This window comes from Micrococcales bacterium (genome assembly GCA_016703125.1).
Lineage (GTDB): Bacteria > Actinomycetota > Actinomycetes > S36-B12 > UBA10799 > JADKAV01.
Genome location: JADJCR010000014.1, coordinates 1 through 26,589 on the forward strand (window position 1 = coordinate 1; position 26,589 = coordinate 26,589).

Genomic DNA, 26,589 nt, shown 5'->3' on the forward strand with positions numbered 1-26,589 from the left:
GAATTGCGCCACCCCGTAGGCGGCGCGCGCCCGGTTGGTGCTCAACCCGACAAGGAACCAAGTCTGGGCCTCTGCCAGGAGGCGTGCCACCAGGTCATCGGTGCCGTACAGGTCCAGGTCGCGGGCCCCCGCCGGGCCAGGCAAGTGGCACACCTCACCGTCCTCGCTCACGTCCCCTCCGCACGCCGCACGATCTCGCCCTTCGCCGCTGCCGTTTCGCGCAGGTCTGCCTGGAAGTCACGCATGCGCTGCCGCAGATCCGCGTCCGACGCGGCCAGGATCCGCACCGCCAGCAACCCGGCGTTGCGCGCGTTCCCGATGGCCACGGTGGCCACCGGCACGCCGGCGGGCATCTGCACGATGGACAACAGGGAGTCCAGTCCGTCCAGGCGGGCCAAGGGCACCGGCACGCCGATGACCGGCAACGGCGTCACCGCGGCGAGCATCCCGGGCAGGTGGGCAGCGCCGCCAGCCCCCGCGATGATCACCCGGAACCCTCGATCGGCGGCCGTCCGTCCGAACTCGAGCATCTCGTCGGGCATGCGGTGAGCGGACACGACGTCCTTGTGACAGGCGATGCCGAACTCCGCGCACGCCTTGACGGCCTCGGACATGACCGGCCAGTCCGAGTCGCTGCCCATGACCACGGCGACCTGCGGCTCACTCATCGATGACTCCTCGGAAGTAGTCGGCGGCATGCCACGCACGGTCGCGCAATGCCTGTTCGTCGTCGCCCAGTGCGGTCACATGGCCGACCTTGCGCCCGGGCCGCACGTCCTTGCCGTACAGATGGATCTTCAACCCCGGATCGCGGGCCATGACATGCCGGAAAGCGATGTGCAGGTCCGGCAGGTCGCCGCCGAGGATGTTGACCATCACAGCGATCGGCTGGCGGGGCCGGGGGTCGCCCAGTGGCATGTCGAGGACCGCGCGCAGGTGGTTCTCGAACTGCGAGGTGCGCGCCCCCTCGATGCTCCAGTGACCGGAGTTGTGCGGGCGCATGGCCAACTCGTTGATCACCAGGCCGCCGGGGGTGTCGAACATCTCCACGGCGAGCATGCCCACGACCCCGAGTTCCTTGGCCACCCCGAGCGCCAGCGCCTCGGCCGCCTCCGCCGACGCCCCGTGCGGTACGGCGGGCGCCACCACCTCCACACAGATGCCGTCGGTCTGCACGGTGCGCACCGGCGGGTACGCCACAGCCTGTCCGTGCGGCGACCGGGCCACCTGGACGGCGATCTCCTGCGTGAAGCCCACCAACTCCTCGACGATCCACACAGCACCCGGCCCGAGATCGTGGGACATCACCTCGCGTGCGGCAGCGAGGTCGTCGACGACCCAGACGCCCTTGCCGTCGTAGCCGCCCTTGGAGGCCTTGAGGACCTTCGGCCATACCGTGCTGAACGCGTCGACCTCCTGCGCTGAACCCACGACCTGCCAGGCCGGCACCGGGAAGCCCGCGCCCTGCAGCCGGCGGCGCATGTCGGCCTTGTCCTGTGCGTAGAGCAGGGCCTCGGAGCCCGGGTACACGGCGACGCCGTCGGCCTCCAACGCGCGGATGATCTCCTGCGGCACGTGCTCGTGGTCGAACGTGACGACGTCCACCGACTGCGCCAGTTGACGGATGGCGTGGGCATCGGCGGGACCGCCCACGGACATCGCCGGAATCACCTGGGAGGCGCTGTCGTGTCCCGAGTCGGCCAGCACGTGCAACTGGATGCCCAGCGCGATCGCCGGCTGCTGGCTCATGCGGGCCAACTGCCCGCCGCCGATGATGCCGACCCGGGGTGTGCCCGGGGGAAGATCAGGCACCGGGCAGTCCGAGGTCACGGGCGATCAGCATGCGCTGCACCTCACTGGTGCCCTCTCCGATCTCGAGGATCTTCGCATCGCGGTAGAACCGGCCCGCGGCGTACTCCAGCATGAACCCGTACCCCCCGTGCACCTGGGTGGCCGCACGGGCATTGTCCATGGCCGCCTCGGAGGTGAACAGCTTGGCGATCGCGGCCTGCTGCTTGAAGGGCTCGCCGCGCTCCATGCGCCCGGCGGCCTCGCGCCACGCCAGCCGCGACATGTGCGCCCGCATGTGCATGTCGGCGATCATGAACTGCACCGCCTGGTTGCTGCCGATCGGCCGGCCGAACGCCTCCCGCTCGTGGGCGTACCGGACGCTGACATCTACGCATCCCTGCGCCAGCCCGGCGGCCAGCGCGGCGATCGCGATGCGGCCCTCGTCGAGGATGGACAGGAACTGCGCATAGCCGCGTCCGCGCTGCCCGACGAGGTTGTCAGCCGGCACCCGGACGTCGGCCAGGGAGACCTCGCGGGTGTCGCTGGCGTCCCAGCCGACCTTCTTGTACGGCTCGGAGACGCTCAAGCCCGGCGTGCCGACCGGCACGAGGATGCTCGAGATCTCCTTGCGCCCCGCATGCTCGCCCGTCACCGCGGTCACGGTGATGAGGCCGGTGATGTCGGTGCCGGAGTTGGTGATGAAGGCCTTCGTGCCGTTGATCACCCACTCGTCGCCCTCCAGCCGCGCGGTCGTGCGGGTACCACCAGCGTCGGAGCCTGCCCCGGGCTCGGTGAGACCGAAGGCGCCCAGCATCCGCCCGGAGGTGAGTTCGGGCAGCCAGCGCGCCTTCAGTTCCTCGGAACCGAACCGGAAGATCGGCATCGCCCCGAGGCTGACGCCCGCCTCCAGCGTGATCGCGATGGAGGAGTCGACCCGCGCAAGTTCCTCAATGGCCACGCACAGCGCGGTGTAGTCGCCGCCCATCCCGCCGTACTCCTCGGGGAAGGGCAGCCCGAACAAGCCCATCTGCGCCATCTGCGCGACCAGCGGATAGGGGAACTCACCACGCGCGTAGTAGTCCCCGATCACGGGCGCGACGACGTCCTGGGCGAAGGACTCGACGGTCTTGCGCAGCGCCTCGTGCTCCTCGGTCAGTCGCAGATCCATAACAATCCCCTCCGGTAGGCGAAATCACTGCCGGCTTCCAGACTAGTTTCCCGATCCCCTGGGTACCCTGAGGAGGTGAGAATCCCCATCGCCGTGAGGTCGCTGTGGCTGCGCGCCGAGGATCTGGTCGCACAGGTCATGAAGTTCGGCGTCGTGGGCCTGGTGGCGCTCGTCGTGGACGTGGGGTTGTTCAACCTCCTGCGGTTCGCCGGCGGGGAGGGACCTCTGTACGACAAGCCGCTGACCGCGAAAGTTGTATCCGTGATCGTGGCCACAACCGTGGCGTACATCGGCAACCGCATCTGGACGTTCTCCGACCGGGGCCGCACCAGTTACCTGCGGGAGTACTCCCTCTTCTTCGCACTCAACGGCGCAGCTCTGCTGATCACCCTCGGGTGTCTGTGGTTCAGCCACTACGCGCTGGGGCTCACCGGGCCACTGGCAGACAACATCAGCGCCAACGTCATCGGCCTCGGCCTCGGCACGCTGTTCCGCTTCTGGTCCTACCGCAAGTGGGTCTTCCCGGAGGTTCCCGAGCGGATCGTGGCCGACGAGGCGATGGTCTAGGACCGCCTCAGACCGGCGTGACCCCGTGCCGGCGGTGCGAGAAGAACCGGTCCTTGGTCCGTGCCCGCGCGATCCGGGTGATGATTTCGTCGCGCAAATCCTCGGGCTCGATGACCGCGTCCACGACCAGCTCGGACGCCAGGCGCATCACGTCGATGTCCTGCTCGTACTCCTCGCGCATGGCCAGGATGAACTTCGTGCGCTCGTTGTCGGTCTCCAGGGCTGCGATCTTGTTGGCGTAGACAGCGTTCACCGCCGCCTCCGCGCCCATCACTGCGATCTTGGCGGTGGGCAGCGCGATCGTGGCGTCGGGCTCGAACCCCGGGCCGGCCATCGCGTAGAGGCCGGCGCCGTACGCCTTGCGCACCACCACGCAGATCTTCGGCACCGTCGCCTCGCTGATCGCCGTGATCATCTTCGCTCCGTGGCGGATGATGCCCTGCTTCTCCACGATCGTCCCGACCATGAACCCGGGCACATCCGACAGGAACACCAGCGGGACGTTGAACGCGTCGCACAGCTGCACGAAGCGCGCTGCCTTGTCCGCGGAGTCGACGAACAGTGCCCCGCCCTTGGAACTGGAGTTGTTCGCCACGATGCCGACCACATCGCCATCCATACGGGCGAAACCCACAATCAGCTCCGTGGCCCAGAGGGCGTGGATCTCGAAGAAGGTGTCGGCGTCGACGAGGCCCCGGACGTACCGGTACATGTCGAACGCCTGCCGCTCGGACTCCGGGACGAGGGCCCGCAGGTCCACGTTCACAGGGGCGACCGGCTGCGCGTCCGGCGGATCCAGCTCCCAGTTCTCGGGGAGGTAACTGAGGTACCGCTTGACCCCGAGCAGTGCGTCCGACTCACTGCTGACCAGCATGTGGCCGACGCCGCTGTCCACGCAGTGGACCCGGGCGCCACCCATCTCCTCCAGGGTGGTCTTCTCCCCGGTCACCATCTGCACCATGCGGTCGCTGGCCAAGTACATGCTCGCGTTGCCCTCGACCATGATCACGATGTCGCAGAACGCCGGGATGTACGCCCCGCCCGCCGCCGACGGCCCGAACAGCGCGCACACCTGGGGGATCGCGCCGCTGGCCTTGACCTGGGTGTGGAAGATCTTGCCGGCCCCGCGCCGCCCCGGGAACAGGTCCACCTGGTCGGTGATCCGGGCCCCGGCCGAGTCGACGAGGTAGACCATGGGGACACCGGTCTGCAGGGCGACCTCGATGATGCGGATGATCTTCTCCACGGTGCGGGCCCCCCAGGAGCCGGCCTTGACTGTGGAGTCGTTGGCCATCAGGCACACGGTCCGGCCGTCGATCGTCGCAGTGCCGGTGACCACGCCGTCGGCCGGCAGCCCGTCGGCCTTGACGTTGGCGTACATCCCGTCCTCCACGAAGGAGCCCGTATCCACCAACCGGTCGATACGGTCGCGGGCGAAGAACTTCCCGCGCCGGGCGTTGGCCTCGTGGTACTTCTTCGCGCCCCCGGCCTTGACCTGCTCGGACAACGACTTCAGATCATGGGTGTTCACATGCGTAGCGTAGGGGCGCCCCCGCGGGCTGCGCCGCGTCAGTCCCGGTAGCCGGTGCCCCGGGCGAGTACGAACGCCCGCAGCACGCCGAATCCGCGTACCGGCCGCCCACGCTGGCCGCGCAACACGTAGCGGGGATCCTCCTCGAGCTGCGCCCTCGTCTCGGCATCCACGAGGGTGCCGCCGGGCTTGGCCATCGCGGTCAATCGGCTGGCGAGGTTCACCGTGCTCCCGAAGACGTCACCCATCCGGGAAACCACCTGTCCGGTGGCCAGACCCACGCGCACCTCCGGCACGCTGTCGTCTGCGGCGTGGGTCTCGTGCAGGTGCAGCGCGATGTCGGCGGCGTGGCTCGCCGACAGTGCGGTGAACAGGATCTCGTCGCCTACCGTCTTCACCAGCCGGCCGCCGGAGGCCGCCACGATGTCCGCACTGACAGCCTCGAATCGTTGCACGAGCCCAGCGAGTTCATGCTCGGGCAACCGCCGCGACAGCCGCGTGTAGCCGACCATGTCGGCGAACCCGACACTCATGACCCCAGAGTCGTCCGCCGACTCCCGACCAGTGGCGGCGGCTCGACTCACCGCGGTCGCCAGGGCACGCCGCCAGACATAGACCAGCAGCGCTTCCAGGTCCGGCATGAGCCGGTCGAGTTCGTCGGTGAACTCGCCCAAGGTGCTCAGCGCCAGACCGTCCGCCACGTCGATGGTGCCGGCACGCTCCAGAAGTCCGGCCAGCGTGTTGACCTGCCAGTCGGCCAGGCGGGCGGTGGTCTGGCCGAGCCCGCGGACCAGATCATTGGCGGTGTCCGGATCGATGTTGCCGACCTCGATGAAGTGCAGCATGCGGTGCAGCGCCGCGACATCGGCGTCGGTGAACGCGACCGCCTCCCCCACGTCGGCGTACCCCATGGAGCGCCAAAGGACACGGGCGGACTCCAGGGGCACCCCGGCATCCGCGGCCACCTCGTCGCGGGTGAACTTGAACGGCCCGCCCAGCAACCGCTCCTGGATGGCGGAGAGGTCCGGCACGTCAGATCCTTTGCCTCTGCTCACGATTCGACGGTCGGCGGGCTCGGGTCGATCCCGTGGTTGCGCGAGCGCCGGAACGAGTCGTCCTCGTCATGCAGGCGGTACACCTCGCGCTGCACCTGCTCGACGTTCGGGATGTTCTCGATGACCAACTGCCCGTTCTCCGCGGCACTCTCGATCATCAGCGTCCCGCAGTTGAGGACGCGCTCCCAGACCGAGTGGTCGAAGGAGACGTCGTTGACCTTCGACAACGGCATGTCCCGGCCACGGCGGGCGACGATCCCGGTGCGGATGATGATCCGGCGGTTCGTGAACACGTACTGCGTGGTCCACCAGAACAAGAACGGCCTGATGACCATGATGAACAGCGCGATGAGTGCGGCGATGGCCAGCACCCAGGTCATGATGGTGCCGGTGGAGCCCTCGAACCAGGAGTTCACCTTGGCGAGCAGGAAGGCGGTCACCCCGATGATGACCAGCAACCAGATGATCGGCCAGATCAGCGTCTTCCACGCCGGGCGCAGTTCGAACTGCACCTGCTCGTCGTCGCCGAGGAGTTTCGTCGGGTAGCCCATAGCCGAATCGTGCCACGTTCGGGCCGCGGGATCACCCCTTCAGGCTCACATCGGCCGCTGACACCGCGCGCACCAGCGCGTGGCGATCCCGCACCAGCAGGCGGCCCTCGGCGTCAATATCCGTGGCGTGCCCCTGCCACACCCCATCGGGGGCGAACACCTCCACGTCGCGGCCGAGCGTCACGCACTGTGCGGAATACGCCTCGTGAGCCCCGCAGCGCCGGGCGTCCCCGCCGGATGCCACGAAGCGGGAGTACCAGGTGTGCAGCCCGCCCACAACATGGGCGGCCAACGCATCTGCATCCGGGTCCCCGCCGATCTCAGCCACGCTGAGCGCCTGCGGGTCGGGGCGGTCGTCCGCAAACGCCAGATTGACCCCGATCCCCACGATGGCGCTGTTCGCGTCGCGCACCGACAGGATCCCGGCGAGCTTGCCGTCCCCGGACACCACGTCGTTGGGCCACTTCACCCCCACCCCGGCGGCACCGGCGTCGCGGGCCGCATCAGCCACGGCCAGCCCGGCCAGCAAAGGGATCCACCCCCACGCCCGCACGGTGGTGGGGACGTCCAAGCGGATGGACAAGGTCAGCCCATCGCCCGGGTGGCTGATCCAGGTCCGGTCGAGGCGGCCGCGGCCGGCGGTCTGCTCCTGGGCGATGCGCACCAGGCCGTGACCGGCGACTCCCACCAGGTCGTCGTTCGTGGAGCCGGTGCTCGCCACGACCTGTGGGGCCGGCCACCCGATGCGCGCACAAACGTCGGTCACCGCATGGTACTCATCAGCTCTCACGTTGCTACCGTACGAAATATGAGCGCCCAATCGGCAGATTCGACCCCGGACCTCACCACGACCGCTGGGAAGCTGGCCGACCTCACCGCTCGCCGCGAGGTCGCGGCCATGGCCGGCGGGCAGCGCGGGATCGACAAGCAGCACTCAAAGGGCAAGATGACCGCCCGCGAGCGCATCGAGTGGCTGCTCGACGACGGTTCCTTCGTCGAGCTCGACGAACTGGCCCGGCACCGATCCAACAACTTCGGCCTGGAGAAGACCCGGCCCTACGGCGACGGCGTGGTCACCGGGTACGGGACGATCGACGGCCGGCCGGTGTGCGTCTTCGCCCAGGACTTCACGGTGTTCGGCGGCAGCCTCGGCGAGGTGTTCGGGGAGAAGATCGTCAAGGTCATGGACATGGCGATGAACACCGGCGTCCCCGTCGTCGGGATCAACGACTCCGGCGGTGCCCGCATCCAGGAGGGCGTGGTGTCGCTGGGCCTGTACGGAGAGATCTTCCAGCGCAACGTGCACGCCTCCGGCGTCGTCCCGCAGATCTCGCTGATCATGGGCCCGTGCGCCGGTGGGGCGGTCTACTCCCCGGCGATCACCGACTTCACCGTGATGGTCGACAAGACCTCCCACATGTTCATCACCGGCCCGGACGTCATCAAGACCGTGACCGGCGAAGATGTCGAGTTCGAGGAACTCGGTGGTGCCCGCACCCACAACAGCAAGTCCGGTGTGGCCCACATGATGGGCGCCGACGAACACGACGCCCTCGACATCGTCAAGAGCCTGCTGAGCTACCTGCCCAGCAACAACATGGACCCGGCGCCGGCCTACGACAACCCGGCCACCTTGGAGATCACCGACGAGGACCGGGAACTCGACACGATCATCCCCGACTCCCCCAACCAGCCCTACGACATCAAGACCGTGATCGAGCACGTGCTCGACGACGGCGAGTTCCTCGAGGTGCAGCCCTTGTGGGCGCCCAACATGGTGATCGGCTTCGGTCGTGTCGAGGGGCATTCGGTCGGCGTGGTCGCCAACCAACCGATGCAGTTCGCCGGGACCCTGGACATCGACGCCAGCGAGAAGGCCTCCCGCTTCGTGCGCACCTGCGACGCCTTCAACATCCCGGTCATCACCTTCGTCGACGTGCCCGGCTTCCTGCCCGGCACCGACCAGGAGTGGAACGGCATCATCCGGCGCGGCGCCAAACTCATCTACGCCTACGGCGAGGCCACCGTCCCCAAGGTCACCATCATCACCCGCAAGGCCTACGGCGGCGCATACGTCGTCATGGGCTCCAAGCACCTCGGGGCGGACATCGAGTTGTCCTGGCCGACCGGGCAGATCGCAGTCATGGGCGCCCAGGGTGCGGTCAACATCCTGTACCGCAAGGAGGTGGCCGCCGCGAAGGATCCGGACGCCGAACGTGCGCGCCTGGTCGCGGAGTACGACAACGCGCTGGCCAACCCCTACCTCGCGGCCGACCGCGGTTACGTCGACCGCGTGATCATGCCGCACGAGACCCGCGGTCAGGTCGTGCAGGCGCTGCGGGCACTGCGCAGCAAGCGAGAGGTGCTGCCGCCGAAGAAGCATGGGAACATCCCCTTGTGAGCGCGCGCTTCGAGGTGGTGCACGGCAACCCCGGCGACGAGGAACTCGCGGTGGTGATCTCCTTGCTGTCCGCGGCCGCGGCCGGTGCGCCGGCTCCGCAGGGCGATGAGCAGATGTCCAACTGGGCGCGGCCGGGGATGCGGGTGACGCTGCCCGCAGGTCCGGGTGCCTGGTGGCGGTCGGGATTGCCGCGGCCGTGATCGACGTCAGCGTCATCGTCCCGGTCTTCAACAAGGCCCCGTACCTGCGCGAGTTGCTGGACAGCCTGCAGAACCAGACCAGCGGGTCGTTCGACGTGTGGCTGGTCGACGACGGGTCCACCGACGGCTCGGAGCGGATGTGCGACGACATCGCCACCGCGGACGAGCGCTTCCACGTCATCCACCAGCCGAACTCGGGCTGGCCGGGCCGGCCACGCAACGTGGGGGTCGATGTCAGTGAGAGCCGCTACCTGTTCTACGCCGACGCCGACGACTGGTGCGAACCGACCCTGCTGGCCGACCTGGTCACATTCGCCGACGAGCACGACAGTGACGTCGTGCTGCCGGCAGTGCTGGCCGAGGGGCACTCTTACACGACCCGCGAACCCGTCTTCAGCAGTGCCGTGGACCTCGACCCGCGCGAGGCCTTCCTCAGTCTCACCCCACACAAACTGTTCCGGCGCGCCTACTTCGAGGCGCTCGGCCTGCGCTTCACCGAGGACCGGGTACCGCTCGAGGACGGGCAATTGGTGGCCCGCGCCTACGTCGGGGGCGGTCGGATCAGCCGCTTCGGCGACCGGCTCGGTTACCACTACATGGGCCGCGAGGGCACGAACATCTCCTACGCGCCGCGCGACCCCCGCGCGCACGGACGCAGCGTGGCCGACATCATGGGCTCCGCGCGGCGGGTCCCCGTTCACGCCGACGAGATCATCGTCGACATCTACCGCCGCAAACTCCTGCGCTACCTCGGGCCGCGGTACTTGCCGGGGATGCCCCCGGACCGCCAAGCGGCCTACGTCCAGGCCACCTCGGACGTGGCAGCAGAGTTCATCCCCGCTCACCTGGAGTCGACGCTGACCCCGTGGCCGCGGCTGGCCTCACGCGCGGCCCGGCTCGGGGACCCGGGGGTCAGCGTGGCTCTGGCGCAGGCACGCGCCGACGAACTTGTGCCCGCCGAGCGCGCCAACGGCCACTGGTTCATCGGTCCGGTGCCCGCCGACGACATCGTCGTGGTGCGCCCCCGGGCACGCAAGGATCCCAGCAAGGGGATCCGGGTGGTGAGCCGGCCGGAGTGGGTGCGGGTGACCAGCCCCCGGCTGGAACTGTCGGTCGACGGCGCGGTGATCGGCGTCGATGAGACCCTGCGTCCCCGCCAGCCCCTGCCGGGCCCGGCCCGCGCGCTGGCCTGCTGGGACGACCTGTCCGTGGCGGTGGCCTACGACGGGGAACCGGTGACCACCGACGGACTGCACTTCAGTTCCGCCGCCGGTCAGCTCGTCGTCGCGCCGGCCTGATCCCACAGGTCCATCCAGCGCAGTCCTGCCTGCCGCACCATGTCGCGCAGCAGCGGTATCCCGAGCCCGATGACATTGGCCGGGTCCCCCTCCACACCGGTCACGAACGCCGAGCCGTAGCCGTCCAGCGTGAAGCCGCCGGCCACCTGCAGCGGCTCCCCGGTCGCCACGTACGCGGCGATCTCCTCGTCGTCGGGGTCGGCGAAGTGCACGGTGGTGCGGGCAGCCGCGACGACCTCGCCGGCGGCGTGGATCAGGCACTGGCCGGTGATCAGTTCCGCGGAGCGTCCACGCAATTCGTGCCATCTGCGCACGGCCACGTCCGCCGTCAACGGCTTGCCCAGGCTTCGGCCGTCGACATCGAGCACGGAATCGGCCCCGAGCACCAGTCGGCCGGGGTTGTCCCGGGCGACCCACCGCGCCTTGGCCAGCGCGAGGTGCACCGCCACCTGTTCGGGCCCGGCCGCGGGCAGACCGGCGATGAGGGCGTCCTCGTCAACACCGCTGACCACGACCTCAGGTTCGATCCCGGCGGCCCGCAGCAAACGCAGGCGGGACGGGGATGCCGAGGCGAGGATCAGGCGCACGCGCAGCGATGGTACGCGCCAGCCGCAGCAGCGACTCACCCGACGGTCGCCGCCACAAGTGGGCGGCGGCACCCCCTGCGCGCCCACTTGTGGCGTCCCGAAACCTCGCAAATCACCCATATCCGGCGCGTCGACAGCCACAAGTGGGCGGATTGCAGAATTGGCTTTCGGTGTTCCGCCCACTTGTGGTGGACGCTGCCCGCCAAGCCGTCGGCCCAGCCCGCCCGCCCGGAGGTCCGCCACCTAGACTCGGAGTGTGCGCAAAGTGCTGATCGCCAACCGTGGGGAAATTGCCATCCGTGTCGCGCGGGCCTGCCGGGACGCCGGCCTGGCCAGTGTCGCCGTCTACGCCAACTCCGACAGCGACGCCTTGCATGTCAAGGCCGCCGACGAGGCCTACTCGCTGGACGGCGAGACCGCCGCCGAGACCTACCTGGTCATCGAGAAACTGCTCGACGTGGCCAAGCGCTCGGGAGCCGACGCCGTCCACCCCGGGTACGGCTTCTTGTCCGAGAACGCCGACTTCGCCCAGGCGGTCATCGACGCCGGGCTGATCTGGATCGGGCCACCACCGGCGGCGATCCGCTCCCTGGGCGACAAGGTCTCCGCACGGCACATCGCCCAGCGCGCCGGCGCGCCGCTGGTGGCGGGTACCCCGGACCCGGTCTCCGGGGCCGACGAGGTCGTGGAGTTCGCCAAGGAGAACGGGCTGCCGATCGCCATCAAGGCCGCCTTCGGCGGTGGGGGGCGCGGCCTCAAGGTCGCCCGCACCCTCGACGAGGTGCCGGAACTGTACGACTCCGCGGTCCGCGAGGCGGTCGCCGCCTTCGGTCGCGGTGAGTGCTTCGTGGAGCGCTACCTGGACAACCCCCGGCACGTCGAGACCCAGGTCCTCCGCCGACATGCACGGCAACGTCGTCGTGGTCTCCACGCGTGACTGCTCCCTGCAACGCCGCCACCAGAAACTCGTGGAGGAAGCCCCCGCGCCCTTCCTGTCGGACAAGCAGATCGCCGAGCTCTACCGCGCGAGCAAAGCCATCGTCAAGGAAGCCGGGTACACCGGCGCCGGCACGTGCGAGTTCCTCGTCGGCCAGGACGGCACCATCTCGTTCCTCGAGGTCAACACCCGTCTGCAGGTGGAGCACCCGGTCTCCGAGGAGGTCGCCGGAATCGACCTGGTCCGCGAGCAGTTCCGCATCGCCGACGGTGAGGAACTCGGGTACGACGACCCCGAACTGCGCGGTCACTCCATCGAGTTCCGCATCAACGGCGAGGACCCCGGGCGCAACTTCCTCCCGGCACCCGGCGTGCTGACCGTGTGGAAGCCGCCGTCGGGACCGGGCGTGCGCCTGGACGGGGGTTTCACCACCGGGGACGTGATCGGGGGCAACTTCGACTCCCTGCTCGCCAAGCTGATCATCACCGGTGCCGACCGCCAGGAGGCCCTGCAGCGCGCCCGCCGGGCCCTGGCGGACTTCGAGGTCGAGGGCATCGCCACTGCGCTGACCTTCCACCGTGTGGTCGTCGAGGACCCGGCCTTCGCGCCGCTGGACCCCAAGCAGACCTTCACCGTCCACACCCGCTGGATCGAGACCGCCTTCGACAACCAGATCCCTGCCTACGACGGCGGCGTGTCCGCTGAAGAGGGCGAGGGTGAGCGGCAGGCCGTCACCGTCGAGGTCGGCGGCAAGCGCATCGAGGTCACCTTGCCCGCGGCGCTCTCGGTCGGCACGGCTGCACCCGCCGCCGGCGGCAAGCGCCCGGCGAAACGCGCCAAGAAGAGTTCTGGCGGCGGTGCCTCCGGCGACGCGCTGACCGCGCCTATGCAGGGCACGATCGTCAAGGTCGCGGTCGAGGAGGGTCAGACCGTCGAGGCCGGTGAATTGGTCGTGGTGCTCGAGGCCATGAAGATGGAGCAGCCGCTCAACGCCCACAAGGCGGGCACCATCGCTGGGCTGAGTGCCGAAATCGGGGCTACGGTACCTACAGGGACTGTTCTCTGCGAAATCAAGGACTAGCCACCGGGAGGCCGGCCGTGCGACGGGCACTCTGGACACTCATCACCCTGCTGCTCGTCGGCTGGATCGCGGCTCCCGCGAGTGCGACCACCATCGACGACGTCGTTTCGGCCCTGCGCTCCGACCCGGTCTACAACGATCCCAAGGCGGAGAACGCGCTCACGGATGCCCAGGCCGCCGACCTCAGCGACCAGATCGTCAGTAGTGGCTCCTCGGTCTACGTCGCCATCCTGCCGGCGGCGGCGCGCGGTTCGCGCACGACCGAGGATGTTGTGCGCTACCTGCAGCAGAACGTCGGGGAACCGGGCACCTACGCCGCTGTCGTGGGTAGCCAGTTCCGGTCGACCTCCTCCGAGGCGGCCACCGCGGCCTTCCAGCAGCAGCAGGGCAACGGTGTGTACGCCGTGCTCAGCCAGTTCGTCACCAACGTGGAGTCCATCGACAACGGGGGAACGGTCACCCAGCCGGAACCGGCCGGATCCTCCTCCGGCGGCAGCGCGCTCGTCCCGCTGCTGGTCCTGGGGGGTCTGGCAGCAGGCGCCGGCGGTCTGGTCTTCATGGGCTCACGGCGCAAGAAGCGCGCCGAGGCCGCGGCCCTGGCATCGGTGAAGCAGGCACTCGACGAGGACATCACCGACTTCGGGGAATCCCTCGACGGCGTGGATTCGCAGGCCATCACCACCGAGGAGAACCGTGCGGACTGGATGGCCGCCCTCGACCAGTACGAACAGGCTAAGAAGGCTTCGGATGCGATGCGTACGCCGAACGAGGCACGCACTGTCACCGAGGCCCTCGACGAAGGCCGGTACCGCGTCGCCTGCGTGCAGGCACGAATGGCCGGCGACGTCATCCCCGAACGCAGGCCGCCCTGCTTCTTCGACCCACGGCACGGCGTCAGCATCAAGGACGTCCTCTACACACCCGCCGGCGCTGCCCAGTCCCGGGACGTGCCCGCGTGTGCGGCCTGTTCAGCCGCGCTCGACGACGGCCTCGACCCGCAGGTACGCATGGTGCCAGCCGCCAATGGTGCCCGCCAGCCCTACTGGCAGGCGGGGCCACAGTACGGCGGCTACGCCAGCGGCTACTACGGCAACAGCGGCATGGACCTGTTCTCCACGATCCTGGTGGGCACCATGCTGGGCAACATGATGACCGGCGGCATGCACACCGGCGGTTACGACTCCGGGTGGTCCGGCGGTGACTTCAGTGGTGGCGGCAGCGACTTCGGCGGAGGCGACTTCGGCGGGGGCGGAGACTTCGGCGGTGGGGACTTCGGTGGAGGCGGCGACTTCGGGGGCTGGTGAGCCTCAATCCATGCGGTGCAGTCGACGCGCCGCCTCGGCGATGGACCCGCTCAGCGACGGATAGACCGTGAACGTCGTGGCGAGGTCATCGACGTTCAGCCCGAGTTCCACCGCCAGGGCCAGCGGGTAGATCAGCTCGCTGGCGCTCGGGGCCACCACGACGGCGCCTACGACGATGCCCGAACCACGGCAGAAGATCTTGACGAAGCCGTCATCGCGGCCCTGCATCTTCGCCCGCGCATTGGTGGCCAGCGGCAACCGGATCCCGTGGGCGCGCACGATCCCGGAGTCGACATCGGCCTGGGTGACCCCGACGCTGGCGATCTCCGGGTCGGTGAAGACGTTGCTGCTGACCACCTTGAGATCCAGTGGCGACACCGCCTCGCCCAGTGCGTGCCACATGGCGATGCGACCCTGCATCGCAGCCACGTTGGCCAGTGGCATCACGCCGGTGCAGTCGCCGGCGGCATAGATGCCCGGGACGCTGGTGCGTGACACCTTGTCCACGGCGACGTAGCCGTGGACGTCGAGTGCCACCCCACGTGTTCGCAGCCGAGGTCAGCGGTGTTGGGCACGGCTCCTACGGCCATCAGGCAATGGCTACCGGCCAACTGCGAGCCGTCCTGCAACGTGACCAGGACACCGTCCTCGGTCCGCTCGACGGCCTCGGCCCGGGTCTCCGACGCGAGTTCCATGCCGCGGTGCTGCAGCACCACCTCGAGCACCTCGGCGGCATCCGGGTCCTGCGTGGGCAGCACCCGCTCCCGCGAGGAGACGAGCACCACCTCGCACCCCAGTGCTGTGTAGGCGCCCGCGAACTCGGCTCCCGTCACCCCGGAGCCCACCACGATCAGGCGTTCGGGCAGGTCCGTGAGGTCGTACAACTGCTGCCAGGTCAGGATCCGCTGTCCGTCGGAGACCGCGCTGGGCAACTCCGGGGACGGGCACCTGTGGCCAGCAGGATGACGTCGGCGCGGTACTGCGCGGCATCCACGGCCACCGTGTGGGCATCAAGGAGGCGGCCGTGCCCATGGACGATCTGCACGCCGACATCGCGCAGCCGTCGGGCGATGTCCTCGCTCTGCGCCGCGGCGAGGTCGAGGACCCGCTTGTTGAGCAGCGCGAAGTCCACACTCACCGTCCCGGGGCCGGGGACCTCCCCGGCCACCCGCACGCCCAGTTGACCCGACACGTTCGCACGTCCCACCCGTTCGGCGGTGGCGATCAGCGTCTTGCTCGGGACGCAGTCGGTCAACACCGCGGCACCGCCGATGCCCCCGGCCTCGATCACCGTGACGTTTGCCCCGAACTGCGCGGCGACCAGTGCGGCCTCGTAACCCCCTGGGCCACCGCCGATGACGACGACAGATCCCGGCACTCCGCTCATGCGGTCTTCCGGGTGCGCTTCGCCGGCGCCTTCTTCGCCGCGGTCTTGGAGGGGGCCGCCTTCCTGGCGGCGGGCTTCTTCGCAGGCGCCTTCTTGGCCGGAGTCTTCGCCGCTGCCTTCTTCGCCGGCGCCTTCTTGGCGGCTGTCCTGCCCGCGGTCTTCTTGGCGGGGGCCTTCTTCGCCGGCTCGCCCCCTGCCCGCTCGAGTGACTGCCGCAGCGCCGTGAGCAGGTCGACTACCTCACCGCCGTCTGCGGTCGGTGCCTCGCTGGCGACGATGCCCTCGCCGCCGTTGACCTTGGCGTCGATCAGCGCCAGCAACTGCTCGCGGTAGCCGTCGTGGTACTGGTCGGGGTCGAATTCGCCGGCCAGGGATTCGACCAGCGACGAGGCCATCGCCAACTCCTGCGGACGCACGTCCACGTCCTGTTCGAGGATGTCGAAGCGCGCCGGACGGACCTCGTCGGGCCAGAGCATCGTCTGTAGCATGAGCACGTCCTCACGCACCCTCAGCACCCCGAGTTGCTGCTTCTGCCGCAGGCTCACCTTCACGATGGCCGTCAACTCGGTCTCGCCCAGCGTCCGGCGCAGCAGCACGTACGGTTTCAACGAGCGCTCGTCAGGCTCCAACAGGTAGCTCTTGTCGAACCACACCGGATCCACCTGGTCGGTCGGCACGAACTCAACGACGTCGATCTCCTTGGACGAGGTGACCGGTAGGCTCGCGAAGTCCTCTTCGGTCAGGACCACGGTGGGGCCGTTGGGCACCTGGTAGGCCTTGGATATCTCGGCCAGTTCCAGCACCTTCTCGCACTCCCGGCACACGCGGTTGTACTTCACCCGACCGCCGTCGACAGCGTGCACCTGATGGAAGCGCACATCATGATCCTCGGTGGCCGCGTAGGCCTTCACCGGGACGGACACCAGGCCGAAGGAGATCGAACCCTTCCAGATCGCACGCACGTCCCCTAGCATGCTCTGTCCGAGTGGATATATGCCAGTGCCGGGGCGATGAGAGCTTCCTGACGTGTCCGGACGTCTCCGGGGTTGCGGCACCTCTCCCGCCTCAGCTCCCGGCCTCCGAACGTGCGCAGTTCCTCAACCCGGGAGCGATACCTCCAGCCGGGAGCGATCGTGCACGGTTGGAACGAATCTCCCCGGTTGCGGCACCTCTCCCGCCTTCAGCCCCCGGGAGCGATCGGGCACACCCGCAACCCCCGGCAGTCACCTTCTTCACACGATCTTCACCCGGCTGATCAGGTGTTTCGAGGGTCCGCTGACTAGAGTCGGCGTATGTCAGCCATCGTCACGCAAGTGGAGGGCCGCCGCGTCCGGCTGACCAGCCTCACGAAGGTGATGTACCCGCGACTGGGGATCACCAAGAGCCAGGTCATCGACTACTACGCCACAGTCGGTCACGCCATCATCGCGCAGACCACGGGACGGCCCGCGACCCGGATCCGCTTCCCGCACGGGGTCGGCGGGCAGTCATTCTTCGAGAAGAACGCTCCTGAGGGAATGCCGGACTGGATCCCCGAGAAGGTGGTCAATTCCATCCACTACCCCGTTTTCGATGAGGTCGCTGCCGTGGTGTGGTCGGCGCAGAACAACGCACTGGAACTCCACACACCGCAGTGGCGCGAACCGGGTTTGTGCGACCGCCTGGTGGTCGACCTCGATCCAGGACCGGGGGCAGGGCTCCCGGAGTGCTGCGAGGTGGCGCTGCTGGTCGCCGAATACCTGCGCGCTGACGGCCTCGAGTCTGTCCCGGTGACCAGCGGGTCCAAGGGCATGCAACTGTACGTGCCCTTCCCGGAACCGATGGACGGCGAAGCCGTCCTCAACTACGCCCGCTCCATGGCCGGGGATCTCGCGGCCCAGGAGCCCGAGAAGATCGTGGCCACGATGACGCGATCCCGGCGCGAGAAGCGCGTGTTCATCGACTGGAGCCAGAACAACCCCGCGAAGACGACCATCACGCCGTACTCCCTGCGCGGCAAGGACCTCCCCTTCGCCGCCACCCCGGTCACCTGGGATGAGGTGGAAAGAGGCCTGTCCGAGCAATTCCTGTTCACCGAGACGATTGCGCGCCTGCAGGAGTACGGCGACCTGATGCAGGCGTGACTCACCGCCGCGAGGGGCGCGGCTTGAGGGCAACGGTCGGCAGTGCCGGCGCCGGCAGGCGCGGGTTGGGGTCCCCGGGCACCTCGCCGAACCGTGGATCCCCCGCTTGCCACTGCTCCCGGGCAGCGACGATCTCGGCGTGCGTGCGCCCCACGAAGTTCCACCACATGAGCAGGTCCTCGGCCAGCGGTTCCCCACCCAGGACCAAGACCCGGGTGGCCGCCGGGGCCGCTAGGCGCAGCTCTGTGGCGCCCCAGCCGAGGTACTGCAGAGCGCCATGGGGCACCCGGGCGCCGTCAGCACTGATGTCGGTGTCCAGTGCGAGCACCGCGTACTCGAAATCCGGGCGCAGAGGAACAGTCACGGCTGCCGACACCACGAGTTCCGCGGCCACCAGCGGCGAGTGCACCGTCGCCGGGGACGCTGCACCGGCGAACTCGCCGACGACCACGGTGGCCCGCATCCCCGGCTCGTGCACCACGGGTAGATCACCGTGGTGTTCGAAGGCAGGCGTGCCCGCGCGGTGCTCATCGGTCAGGGCGACCCACAACTGCACGCCGTGCAGCACCCCTTCGCCCACGGAGTACTCCGAATGCGCGATCCCGTGGCCGGCCGTCATGAGGTTCAGTTCGCCGGGACGGACCCGTTGCAGGGATCCGAGGCTGTCCCGGTGCTCCACATAGCCGGACAACAGCCACGACACCGTCTGCAGCCCGACGTGGGGGTGCGGGGGCACCGCCATCCGGATCCGCTCGGGCCCGTAGTGGTCCACGAAACACCAGGCCCCCACGGTGCGGATCTCCTTGTGCGGCACGGTCCGGCGCACAGTCATCGCGCGCGGACCGCCCAGCGGGACCTCGCGCGGTTCCAACAGCCTGGGTTCCGGCGACGGCTGACCGTGAGGGTGCCCCGCACATGGCTGTTCCTGCGGACGCTGTTCGAGGTTGCTCATGGCGCGATTGCAGCACCTATTCGCCAGGAAGGCCAGCGACCCGCGTCGCCCCGCACGGCGGGCGCTACCCTTCTCAGCGTGACTCTGTATGCGGCCTACGGCTCGAGCATGGACCCTGAGCGCATGGTGGAGATGGCCCCGCACTCGCCGGCCGCCGGCGTCGGGTGGTTGGACGGATGGCGGCTGACGTTCGGCGGGGCGGACATGAGCTGGGAGGGTGCGCTGGCCACGGTCGTCGAGGACCCGGGCCATCAGGTCTTCGTGATCCTCTACGACGTGAACGCCCAGGACGAGCACCTCATGGACCAGTGGGAAGGCACCGAACTGGGCATCTACTCCAAGATCCGGGTGCGTGTGGTGACCCTCGATGGTGACGTGGTGGCGTGGCTCTACGTGCTCAACGACTACGAGGGCGGCCTGCCCTCTGCCCGCTACCTGGGCAGGATCGCCGACGCCGCCGAGGTGGCCGGCGCACCAGAGGACTACGTGCGCGAGTTGCGCAACCGCCCCTGCTCGTCGATCGGACCCTGAATCCGAGGCCGCCGGCCGAGCAATCGCACAACCCGCCACACAAGCGTCCGAGCGCTTAGTCTGGGGGTCGTGACGACTCCTGACGAACTGGCCGCAGCGGCCGCCACCGCAATCGCCGAGCGTACCGGCATGCCCCGGCACGACGTCGCAGTGGTCCTCGGCAGCGGATGGGGCGGGGCGGCCGACTCCTTCACCGTGACCGCGGACATCCCCTACACCGACCTCCCTGGGTTCAGCGCCTCGGCCGTCGTGGGGCACAGCGGTTCCTTGCGCAGTTGCACGGTGGGGGACAAGCAGGTCCTGTTCTTCTCCGGTCGCACGCACTACTACGAGGGGCGCGGCGTGGCCGCCGTGGTCCACGGGGTGCGCACCGCTGCGGCGGCAGGCTGCTCGGTGCTGGTGCTCACCAACGGCTGCGGCGGGTTGAACCCGCAGTGGGCGCCCGGGCAGCCGGTCATCATCCGCGACCACCTCAACCTCACCGCGACCACACCTCTGGTCGGCGCCGACTTCGTGGACATGACCGACGCCTACTCCCGGCGCCTGCGCGACGTCGCCAAGTCGGTGGACCCCGACCTGCCCGAAGGGGTCTACGCGCAGTTCCCCGGTCCGCAGTACGAGACCCCGGCGGAAGTGCGCATGGCCGGGATCCTGGGCGCCGACCTCGTCGGCATGTCCACCGTGCTGGAAGCCATCGCGGCCCGGGCTGCGGGACTGGAGCTCCTGGGTCTGTCGCTGGTGACGAACGCGGCCGCCGGCATGACCGGCGAAGCCCTGCACCACGCGGAGGTGCTGCAAGCCGGCAAGGACGCGGCAACCCGTTTGACGAACCTGCTGAGTACGATCCTGGAGCGCGTGTGAACGACGTAGTTTCCCAGGCCCACGCCTGGCTTGCCGAGGACCCCGACCCCCAGACGCGCGCCACGCTGCAGAAGTGGCTGGACGACGGCGACGCGCAGCGACTGGCGACGGCGTTCGCCGGTCCCCTGAGTTTCGGCACGGCCGGGCTGCGGGGCCCGCTGGGCCCCGGGCCGGCGGCGATGAACCACATCGTCGTGGCCAAGGCTGCCGCCGGGCTGTGCCAGTACGTCACGGACACCGGTGGTTCCAAGATCGTCGTCGGCTACGACGCCCGCCACAACTCCAAAGCCTTCGCCGAACTCACCGCGGCGATCGCGGCCGGGGCCGGGCTGACCGCAGAGGTCCTCCCCCGCAACCTGCCCACCCCGGTGCTCGCCTACGCGATACGTGCGCGCGGCGCCGACGCCGGCGTGGTGGTCACCGCCAGCCACAATCCGCCGGAGGACAACGGCTACAAGGTCTACCTCGGTGATGGGATGCAGATCGTGTCGCCGGCGGACGCGGAGATCTCCGCGCGGATCGCAGCGCAGCCGGACTTCGGGCAGATCCCGCAATCGGCGGACTGGGCCACCCTTGACGAGGCCATCGTGGAGGCCTACCTGGACCGAGTCGTCTCCCTGGCCGATCCGGCCACGACCGCAGGTGCCCACCTGCGCGTGGTCTACACAGCCATGCACGGAGTCGGCGGGCAACTGTTCCAGACCGTGTGCGAGCGACTGGGTTTCGTGGATCTGTTCAGCGTGGCCGAGCAGTTCGAGCCGGACCCGGCGTTCCCGACGGTGGCCTTCCCCAACCCCGAGGAACCCGGTGCCATGGATCTGGCCCTGGCCGCCGCGGCCCGCGAGAACGCCGACGTGATCATCGCCAACGACCCCGATGCGGACCGTTGCGCCGTCGGCATCCCCACGGCTGAGGGCTTCCGGATGCTGCGCGGCGACGAGGTCGGGGTCCTGCTCGGTTGGTGGACCGCCACCCGGGGTCCTGCACAGGGGAGCCTGGTGACCACCATCGTGTCCAGTTCCATGCTCGGTGCCATCGCCGCGTCCGCCGGGCTGGGCTTCCGCCAAACGCTGACCGGATTCAAGTGGATCACTCGCCCCGACGACATCGTCTTCGGCTACGAGGAGGCGCTGGGCTACTGCGTGGATCCGGCCGCTGTGCGAGACAAGGACGGCGTGAGCGCCTCGGTGCGGATGCTGGAACTCGCCGCGCACCTGCAGCGACAGGGCAGCACCGTCGGCGCCCAGTTGGATGCCCTCGCCGCCGAGCACGGTGTCTACTTGACCGACCAGATCAGCATCCGGGTCCAGGAACTCGCAGACCGCGACCGTGCGCTGGCCGCCCTGCAGGACCGCCCGGGCGAGGCCATCGCGGACCTGGCCGGGGTCACCGACCTCACCGACACCGCGGCCACCGGACTGCCCCCCACCGAAGGGCTGCGGCTCACCCTCGGCGGCGGCGGCCGGGTGATCGCCCGCCCCAGCGGCACCGAACCGAAGTTGAAGGTGTACCTCGAAGTCGTGGAGAAGTCCGGGGACCTCGCCGCGGACCGGGACCGTGCAGCACAGCGGATGGCTGTCCTGCGCGCCGGACTCGAGGCTTTCCTCGCCGCCGTATGACCCAGCCGACCCACCGACCGGAGGACACCATGATCACCCCCGCCCGCCTAGCAGGCATGGTCGACCACACACTGCTCAAGCCGGAGGCGACGACCGCCGACGTGCAGGCGTTGTGCCAGGAGGCCGACGAACTCGGCGTGTTCAGCGTCTGCATCTCACCGTCGTTCCTGCCGGTACCTGCCGACTGGCTGCACGGCCCCAAGGTGGCCACGGTGTGCGGCTTCCCCAGCGGCAAGCACAAGGACGGCATCAAGGCCACGGAGGCGGCCCGCTCGGTCACTGACGGCGCCGACGAGGTCGACATGGTCATCGACATCGGCTACGCGATCGCCGGCGACTGGGCCGCGGTGCACGCCGATGTGAAAGCTGTCCGGGACGCGATCCCGGCCACCTTGCTCAAGGTCATCATCGAGTCCGCGGCGCTGACCGATCAGCAGATCATCGAGGTCTGCCGAATCTGCGCGGACACGGGCGCCGACTTCGTCAAGACCTCCACCGGCTTCCATCCCGCCGGTGGCGCCACCGCGCACGCGGTCGACATCATGCGCAGGACCGTCGGTGACGGGCTCGGGGTCAAGGCCAGCGGCGGCATCCGGTCCTGGGACGCGGCCGTGGCCATGGTCGAGGCCGGCGCCAGTCGGTTGGGCCTATCGGGCACCGCTGCGGTCCTCGCCGGCGGCGAGGCCAGCGGCGACTACTGACGAACCGGTGGGACCGCAGGTCCGGCGGTGGTTTGTAGACTGGTCCTTTGTCCGCACGAACAGGAGTTGAAGGATGCCATCGGGCACAGTGAAGTGGTTCGACACCGAGAAGGGTTTCGGTTTCCTCGCCGCCGAGGACGGTGACGAGGTGTTCGTCCACGCCAGCGCACTGGAGCCAGGTGTCACGCTGCGACCCGGCTCCCGCGTGGAGTTCGGCGTGATCGACGGCCGCAAGGGCAAGCAGGCCCTGTCGGTGACCGTCCTTGACGCCGTGAGCGTGACGAAGGCCCGCCGGCGGCCGGCCGAAGAGATGAGCCCCGTCGTGGAGGACCTCATCAAACTCCTGGACTCCGTGGGCGGCCAGCTGCGAGCCGGACGCTACCCGGACGACGCCAAGGCCGCCAAGACCGCGTTGTTGCTGCGGGCCGTGGCCGACCAGCTCGACGTCTAGCGTCAGCTCCGGACGTTCATCCGCAGCGCCCAGACACCCTTCTGCTCCCCTTCGGAGATCACGGCCAACGGATACCCCTCGGGGCTGGCGGGCACCCTCGGGAACGTGAACCGGAAGTAGGTCTCCGTGATGCTCTCCTGAGTGAGGCGCTGACCGGCGATCGTGGGGTACCAGCCCTGGTCGGCGATCGCCGGGTCGACACTGATGCCGACGACGTTCTCCGGTACCACGGACAACGACGCCGTTTGCCCGCTCGCGGCACGCTGGGCGGCATCGGTGATGCACTGCTGGGCGTCGATCTGGCCGTCCCAGCTGAAGCAGGTGGGGCTGAGCCGCTCGGAGTTCGTGCCGGTGAAGACCGTCACCCCCGGCGGCGGCTTCTCACAGGAGGCCAACGCCGTCACGCCGGCCACCGCCAGCACGATCCCTGCCACCTTCTTCATGCGTCCTCCTGCCCGTTCGGCTCCTGCATCGTCGCACGACCGTCGCCCTCGAGGTCCTGTGGGGAGTCCACGGCCTCAGGGATGGCCGGCGGGTCGGTCGGCGGCTGCGTCTCGTCCGGCTGCGTCTGGTCAGAAGGCGCTTCGTCGTCGGCGGGCCCGGCGTCCTCCGGTTCGTCGGGCATCGCCCCCATGTCGTCGTAGCCGGCTTCGTCGATCACGATCTCTGCCACCGCCACCGGGGGAATCTGGATCGTCTCACTGTGCGCCCCGCATCCGGACGTCATCGCGACGACCCGGCCGTCGACCGGCGAATAGCCGTTGGCGCACACCCCGAAAGCCTGTCCCATCGGCCCGCCGATCAGCACCAGGAAGCCGCAGGACGCGCATTCGAGTTCACTGTTGCGGGCGCTCGGCGAACGAGGACCAACTTCGCGGTACCACCTTTGGGCGGCTTCTCTGCGCCCCTCCGGGCTGAGTACGCGCACCCGCCCCAGTCCGAGTTCCCACTGCAGGGGCCGCATCTGGTCGTCGTCATCGTCGGGCGTCGTTGGTGCCCATGCCGGGCAACAGCCGGGGATCGTCGGACTCGGTGACCAGCACGTCCCCCGTACCGAGGTCGCCGGGCTGGATGCGCTGCTTCCAGGGCAGCCACACCGGGGCCAGCAGTGCGTCACCGTCGGGCAGCAGAGCCGTCTCATCGACGGTGATGGTGTCGCTGTCCGGCGCGCGGGTCACTGTGACCGCCCAGCGCCAACCGGTGTAGCCGGGGACCATGCCTGCGAAGTAGTGCGTGACGACCAGTGGGCCCTCGGCCAGCACCCCGAGGTGCTCCCCGATCACGGCCTCGTCCGCCTCCTCCAGCAGCGCTGCCCGTGCCGCCTCCACGGCTGCGGCGCAGACGTCGTCGAGATCCCAGTCACGAGCGCCCCCCGGCACAGCGCGCGGGGAGTCATCGCTGTGCTCGTCACCGATGACGACCGTCAGAACGCCGTCATCGGTCTGGTCGTCATCCATGCGTTTCCCGTACCTGTCGGTATGCCTCACGGCGCCGGACGGTGTACCAGCGGCCGGCCAGGCCCAATCCTGCCCCCACCAGGCAGACCGTCAGCCACCAGTTCGTGCCGTGTGCCTGCAACTCATCGCGGAAGAACAGGTAAAGCACCCCGAACGCGACCAGCCACGCGAACGTGCCAAAGGTGACGGCTTGGACGCCGTCCTCGTCAAGGGGTTGTACCTCCACAGGTCCGACTGTATTACCTCCCTGCCCGCGCGGGGGGTCGCGGCATCAGCGAAGGGCCGCGAGGACGATCAGCAGGACCACCAGACCGAGCAGCACGGCCAGAGTCACCGTCCGGCGGGTGCGGGGATCCACGGTCAGGGCGCTCCGTTGGTCTCGAAGTCACCCTCCCCGGACACCGCCGACGGCGGCACCTCCGTGGGTTCGATCTCCTCCTCGATCGGCGGCGGGGAGGTGGTCTTGGTGGGCTTGCCCTTGGGCGTGGCACTCACCGACACGCTCGGACTGGCCGACGTGGCGGTGGGAGTGGGCGAAGGTGCCGGCGTGGTGGGTGCCTGCGTCGTGGGCGCCGCCGTGGTGAAGGTCGGGGAGGCGGTCGGGGAGGCGGTCACCGATCGCGTGGCCGTCGGGCTGGGCGTCGGTTCCGGCTCGTCGGGCGTGCTCCGCGAGGCCCACAGTGCGCCGCCACCGAGTCCGAGCGCGATGGCGATCAGGACCGCCAGCACGATCGGCCACCGCGAGGATTTCGGCTCCTCGGGCGGCATTTCCGGGTCTTGCGCCGGCGGCATGGCCATGGTGGGGTAGTCGCTCACCCCTTCAGGCTAAGCCGAGGGGTGGCTCACCCGGGGGAGCACCCGTTGGCGCGCCGCTGTTCAGAGCCGGCCCACGACCCAGTCGATGCTGGCAGTCAGCGCCTCGACGTCAGCCGGCTCGACGGCCGGGAACATCGCCACCCGCAGTTGGTTCCGGCCGAGCTTCCGGTACGGCTCCACGTCCACAATGCCGTTGGCCCGCAGGACCTTGGCCACCTCAGCGGCGTCCACCCCGTCGGCGAAATCGATCGTCCCGACGACCGGCGAGCGCAGGGCCGGGTCGCTCACATAGGGCGTGGTGTACTCGGTCTGCTCAGCCCAGTCGTACAGGATCCCGGAACTCTCGGCGGTCCGGGCCGTCGTCCAGACCAGGCCGCCGTTGCCGTTGAACCAGTCGACCTGTTCGGCCATGAGGGCGATCGTGGCCAGCGCCGGGGTGTTGTACGTCTGCTCCTGCACGGAGTTGTCGATGGCGATGTTGAGGTCCAGGAAGGCGGGCATCCAGCGGTCGGTGGCCTTGATCGTCGCCGCTCGCTCCAGCGCCCTCGGGGACATTAGCGCGAACCACAGACCGCCGTCGGAGGCGAAGCACTTCTGCGGGGCGAAGTAGTAGACGTCGAAGTCGTCGGCAGCCACCGGCAACCCGCCGGCGGCCGATGTTGCGTCGAACATGATCAGGGCGTCGCCGGCACCCGCCGGGCGGACCGCCGCGATAGCCACACCGGTCGACGTCTCGTTGTGCGGACTCGCGTACACATCGAGCCCGGCCGCCGGTTCGAACGGCCCTGCTGTGCCCGGCTCGAAGGTCCGCACGTCCTGCTCCCCCAGATGCGGGGCGGTCTGCGCGGCCTTGGCGAACTTCGACCCGAACTCACCGAACGACAGGAACTGCCCGCGGTCCTCGATGAGTCCGAAGGTGGCGATGTCCCAGAACGCGGTGGATCCGCCGTTGCCCATCACGACCTCGTAGCCGTCGGGCAGCGAGAACAGGTCCCGCAATCCCTGCCGCAGTCGCTTGACCTGGTTCTTGACGCCCGGCTTGCGGTGCGACGTGCCCAGGTAGGTGGGGGCCATCGCGTACAGCGCGTCCAGCTGCTCCGGGCGCACCTTGGACGGGCCGCTGCCGAAACGGCCGTCGGCGGGCTTGAGGTCGGCGGGAATCTGAAGGTCGGTCACGGTTCCAGGCTAGTGTCGTACGTCACGTGGGCGGTGACGGGCCT

28 protein-coding genes and 2 pseudogenes are annotated in these 26,589 nt (G+C 69.1%); 13 read left to right on the forward strand and 17 right to left on the reverse strand.

The window, feature by feature from the left end; translation table 11 throughout:
* The 4 genes from IPG68_14895 to IPG68_14910 form a co-directional block, all read right to left on the reverse strand.
* Positions 1-171, reverse strand: a 171-nt coding sequence (locus IPG68_14895) for a hypothetical protein (GenBank protein MBK6764463.1), incomplete at its 3' end; no start/stop codon positions are given.
* Positions 168-668, reverse strand: a complete 501-nt coding sequence (gene purE / locus IPG68_14900; protein MBK6764464.1) for a 5-(carboxyamino)imidazole ribonucleotide mutase — start codon at positions 666-668, stop codon at positions 168-170. The genes IPG68_14895 and purE, both read right to left, overlap by 4 nt.
* Positions 661-1,812: a 5-(carboxyamino)imidazole ribonucleotide synthase gene (locus tag IPG68_14905; GenBank protein MBK6764465.1), complete on the reverse strand. Its 1,152-nt coding sequence runs from the start codon at positions 1,810-1,812 to the stop codon at positions 661-663. The genes purE and IPG68_14905 overlap by 8 nt, the downstream gene beginning before the upstream one ends.
* Complete coding sequence (locus tag IPG68_14910) at positions 1,805-2,965, reverse strand: acyl-CoA dehydrogenase family protein (protein MBK6764466.1); 1,161 nt, start codon at positions 2,963-2,965, stop codon at positions 1,805-1,807. The genes IPG68_14905 and IPG68_14910 overlap by 8 nt, the downstream gene beginning before the upstream one ends.
* 132 nt (positions 2,966-3,097) lie before the next feature.
* Between IPG68_14910 and IPG68_14915 the strand changes: the two genes are divergently transcribed.
* Positions 3,098-3,526: a GtrA family protein gene (locus tag IPG68_14915; GenBank protein ID MBK6764467.1), complete on the forward strand. Its 429-nt coding sequence runs from the start codon at positions 3,098-3,100 to the stop codon at positions 3,524-3,526.
* 7 nt (positions 3,527-3,533) lie between these two features.
* Here IPG68_14915 and IPG68_14920 read toward each other — a convergent pair whose 3' ends face one another.
* Genes IPG68_14920 through IPG68_14935 form a run of 4 tightly spaced genes read right to left on the reverse strand, consistent with a single transcriptional unit; the run spans position 3,534 to position 7,453 of the window.
* Positions 3,534-5,057, reverse strand: a complete 1,524-nt coding sequence (locus tag IPG68_14920; GenBank protein MBK6764468.1) for an acyl-CoA carboxylase subunit beta — start codon at positions 5,055-5,057, stop codon at positions 3,534-3,536.
* Between the two features lie 38 nt (positions 5,058-5,095).
* Positions 5,096-6,112, reverse strand: a complete 1,017-nt coding sequence (locus tag IPG68_14925) for an adenylate/guanylate cyclase domain-containing protein (protein MBK6764469.1) — start codon at positions 6,110-6,112, stop codon at positions 5,096-5,098.
* Positions 6,109-6,663, reverse strand: a complete 555-nt coding sequence (locus tag IPG68_14930; protein MBK6764470.1) for a PH domain-containing protein — start codon at positions 6,661-6,663, stop codon at positions 6,109-6,111. The genes IPG68_14925 and IPG68_14930 overlap by 4 nt, the downstream gene beginning before the upstream one ends.
* Before the next feature lie 31 nt (positions 6,664-6,694).
* On the reverse strand, positions 6,695-7,453 hold the full coding sequence (locus tag IPG68_14935) for a biotin--[acetyl-CoA-carboxylase] ligase (protein ID MBK6764471.1): 759 nt from the start codon (positions 7,451-7,453) through the stop codon (positions 6,695-6,697).
* Between the two features lie 18 nt (positions 7,454-7,471).
* Here IPG68_14935 and IPG68_14940 point away from each other — a divergent pair, with 18 nt between their 5' ends.
* The 3 genes from IPG68_14940 to IPG68_14950 are packed head-to-tail and all read left to right on the forward strand — an operon-like array spanning position 7,472 to position 10,562.
* The gene (locus tag IPG68_14940) at positions 7,472-9,064 is read left to right on the forward strand and encodes an acyl-CoA carboxylase subunit beta (protein MBK6764472.1); all 1,593 of its coding nucleotides are present in this window, start codon (positions 7,472-7,474) and stop codon (positions 9,062-9,064) included.
* Positions 9,061-9,264 (forward strand): acyl-CoA carboxylase subunit epsilon, encoded by a 204-nt coding sequence (locus tag IPG68_14945; GenBank protein ID MBK6764473.1) that lies wholly within the window; start codon positions 9,061-9,063, stop codon positions 9,262-9,264. The genes IPG68_14940 and IPG68_14945 overlap by 4 nt, the downstream gene beginning before the upstream one ends.
* The gene (locus IPG68_14950) at positions 9,237-10,562 is read left to right on the forward strand and encodes a glycosyltransferase family 2 protein (GenBank protein ID MBK6764474.1); all 1,326 of its coding nucleotides are present in this window, start codon (positions 9,237-9,239) and stop codon (positions 10,560-10,562) included. The genes IPG68_14945 and IPG68_14950 overlap by 28 nt, the downstream gene beginning before the upstream one ends.
* Here the strand turns inward: IPG68_14950 and maf are convergent.
* Positions 10,538-11,269, reverse strand: a complete 732-nt coding sequence (gene maf, locus IPG68_14955; GenBank protein ID MBK6764475.1) for a septum formation inhibitor Maf — start codon at positions 11,267-11,269, stop codon at positions 10,538-10,540. The genes IPG68_14950 and maf overlap by 25 nt on opposite strands.
* Positions 11,270-11,405: 136 nt before the next feature.
* On the opposite strand from maf, the gene IPG68_14960 reads away from it, so the two are divergent.
* Genes IPG68_14960 through IPG68_14970 form a run of 3 tightly spaced genes read left to right on the forward strand, consistent with a single transcriptional unit; the run spans position 11,406 to position 14,471 of the window.
* Positions 11,406-12,086, forward strand: a complete 681-nt coding sequence (locus tag IPG68_14960; protein MBK6764476.1) for a hypothetical protein — start codon at positions 11,406-11,408, stop codon at positions 12,084-12,086.
* Entirely contained in the window at positions 12,052-13,167 is a 1,116-nt protein-coding gene (locus tag IPG68_14965; protein MBK6764477.1) for a hypothetical protein, read from the forward strand. Before IPG68_14960 ends, IPG68_14965 begins: the two co-directional genes overlap by 35 nt.
* A 17-nt stretch (positions 13,168-13,184) precedes the next feature.
* Positions 13,185-14,471 (forward strand): hypothetical protein, encoded by a 1,287-nt coding sequence (locus IPG68_14970; protein MBK6764478.1) that lies wholly within the window; start codon positions 13,185-13,187, stop codon positions 14,469-14,471.
* Between the two features lie 3 nt (positions 14,472-14,474).
* Here IPG68_14970 and IPG68_14975 read toward each other — a convergent pair.
* Positions 14,475-15,858, reverse strand: a pseudogene (locus tag IPG68_14975) (NAD(P)H-quinone dehydrogenase).
* Complete coding sequence (locus tag IPG68_14980) at positions 15,855-16,820, reverse strand: Ku protein (GenBank protein ID MBK6764479.1); 966 nt, start codon at positions 16,818-16,820, stop codon at positions 15,855-15,857. The pseudogene IPG68_14975 and the gene IPG68_14980 overlap by 4 nt, the downstream one beginning before the upstream one ends.
* Before the next feature lie 330 nt (positions 16,821-17,150).
* On the opposite strand from IPG68_14980, the gene ligD reads away from it, so the two are divergent.
* Positions 17,151-17,981, forward strand: a complete 831-nt coding sequence (ligD, locus tag IPG68_14985) for a non-homologous end-joining DNA ligase (GenBank protein MBK6764480.1) — start codon at positions 17,151-17,153, stop codon at positions 17,979-17,981.
* Position 17,982: 1 nt separating this feature from the next.
* On the opposite strand, the gene IPG68_14990 is transcribed toward ligD, so the two are convergent.
* Positions 17,983-18,933 carry a pirin family protein gene (locus IPG68_14990; protein ID MBK6764481.1) on the reverse strand — a complete coding sequence of 317 codons (951 nt, stop codon included), beginning with the start codon at positions 18,931-18,933 and terminating at the stop codon, positions 17,983-17,985.
* Between the two features lie 78 nt (positions 18,934-19,011).
* On the opposite strand from IPG68_14990, the gene IPG68_14995 reads away from it, so the two are divergent.
* The 5 genes from IPG68_14995 to IPG68_15015 all read left to right on the forward strand — a co-directional run bounded on the left by IPG68_14995 (position 19,012) and on the right by IPG68_15015 (position 23,096).
* Complete coding sequence (locus tag IPG68_14995) at positions 19,012-19,464, forward strand: gamma-glutamylcyclotransferase (protein MBK6764482.1); 453 nt, start codon at positions 19,012-19,014, stop codon at positions 19,462-19,464.
* A 69-nt stretch (positions 19,465-19,533) separates the two neighbouring features.
* Complete coding sequence (locus IPG68_15000) at positions 19,534-20,325, forward strand: purine-nucleoside phosphorylase (protein MBK6764483.1); 792 nt, start codon at positions 19,534-19,536, stop codon at positions 20,323-20,325.
* Positions 20,322-21,944 (forward strand): phospho-sugar mutase, encoded by a 1,623-nt coding sequence (locus tag IPG68_15005; GenBank protein ID MBK6764484.1) that lies wholly within the window; start codon positions 20,322-20,324, stop codon positions 21,942-21,944. The genes IPG68_15000 and IPG68_15005 overlap by 4 nt, the downstream gene beginning before the upstream one ends.
* On the forward strand, positions 21,941-22,645 hold the full coding sequence (locus tag IPG68_15010; protein MBK6764485.1) for a deoxyribose-phosphate aldolase: 705 nt from the start codon (positions 21,941-21,943) through the stop codon (positions 22,643-22,645). Before IPG68_15005 ends, IPG68_15010 begins: the two co-directional genes overlap by 4 nt.
* Positions 22,646-22,718: 73 nt before the next feature.
* Positions 22,719-23,096 carry a cold-shock protein gene (locus IPG68_15015; protein MBK6764486.1) on the forward strand — a complete coding sequence of 126 codons (378 nt, stop codon included), beginning with the start codon at positions 22,719-22,721 and terminating at the stop codon, positions 23,094-23,096.
* 2 nt (positions 23,097-23,098) lie between these two features.
* On the opposite strand, the gene IPG68_15020 is transcribed toward IPG68_15015, so the two are convergent.
* From IPG68_15020 to IPG68_15040, 5 genes and pseudogenes are all read right to left on the reverse strand, one after another.
* Entirely contained in the window at positions 23,099-23,539 is a 441-nt protein-coding gene (locus IPG68_15020; protein MBK6764487.1) for a hypothetical protein, read from the reverse strand.
* A pseudogene (locus tag IPG68_15025) lies at positions 23,536-24,553 on the reverse strand (DUF3027 domain-containing protein). The gene IPG68_15020 and the pseudogene IPG68_15025 overlap by 4 nt, the downstream one beginning before the upstream one ends.
* On the reverse strand, positions 24,546-24,779 hold the full coding sequence (locus IPG68_15030; GenBank protein MBK6764488.1) for a DUF2530 domain-containing protein: 234 nt from the start codon (positions 24,777-24,779) through the stop codon (positions 24,546-24,548). The pseudogene IPG68_15025 and the gene IPG68_15030 overlap by 8 nt, the downstream one beginning before the upstream one ends.
* Positions 24,780-24,913: 134 nt before the next feature.
* Positions 24,914-25,369, reverse strand: a complete 456-nt coding sequence (locus tag IPG68_15035) for a hypothetical protein (protein ID MBK6764489.1) — start codon at positions 25,367-25,369, stop codon at positions 24,914-24,916.
* Between the two features lie 60 nt (positions 25,370-25,429).
* A complete protein-coding gene (locus IPG68_15040) occupies positions 25,430-26,545 on the reverse strand; it encodes a phosphoserine transaminase (protein ID MBK6764490.1) in 1,116 nt (371 codons plus the stop codon).
* Between the last annotated feature and the right edge of the window lie 44 nt (positions 26,546-26,589).

Bases quoted from the DNA above. Each gene is read 5' to 3' on its own strand.
- IPG68_14930 (MBK6764470.1), bottom strand. From the start codon at position 6,663: ATGGGCTACCCGACGAAACTCCTCGGCGACGACGAGCAGGTGCAGTTC.
- IPG68_15010 (MBK6764485.1), top strand. From the start codon at position 21,941: ATGACCCAGCCGACCCACCGACCGGAGGACACCATGATCACCCCCGCC.
- purE (MBK6764464.1), bottom strand. From the start codon at position 668: ATGAGTGAGCCGCAGGTCGCCGTGGTCATGGGCAGCGACTCGGACTGG.
- IPG68_15015 (MBK6764486.1), top strand. From the start codon at position 22,719: ATGCCATCGGGCACAGTGAAGTGGTTCGACACCGAGAAGGGTTTCGGT.
- maf (MBK6764475.1), bottom strand. From the start codon at position 11,269: ATGGGTGATTTGCGAGGTTTCGGGACGCCACAAGTGGGCGCGCAGGGG.
- IPG68_14915 (MBK6764467.1), top strand. From the start codon at position 3,098: ATGAAGTTCGGCGTCGTGGGCCTGGTGGCGCTCGTCGTGGACGTGGGG.
- ligD (MBK6764480.1), top strand. From the start codon at position 17,151: ATGTCAGCCATCGTCACGCAAGTGGAGGGCCGCCGCGTCCGGCTGACC.
- IPG68_14940 (MBK6764472.1), top strand. From the start codon at position 7,472: ATGAGCGCCCAATCGGCAGATTCGACCCCGGACCTCACCACGACCGCT.
- IPG68_14965 (MBK6764477.1), top strand. From the start codon at position 12,052: ATGCACGGCAACGTCGTCGTGGTCTCCACGCGTGACTGCTCCCTGCAA.
- IPG68_14990 (MBK6764481.1), bottom strand. From the start codon at position 18,933: ATGAGCAACCTCGAACAGCGTCCGCAGGAACAGCCATGTGCGGGGCAC.
- IPG68_15020 (MBK6764487.1), bottom strand. From the start codon at position 23,539: ATGAAGAAGGTGGCAGGGATCGTGCTGGCGGTGGCCGGCGTGACGGCG.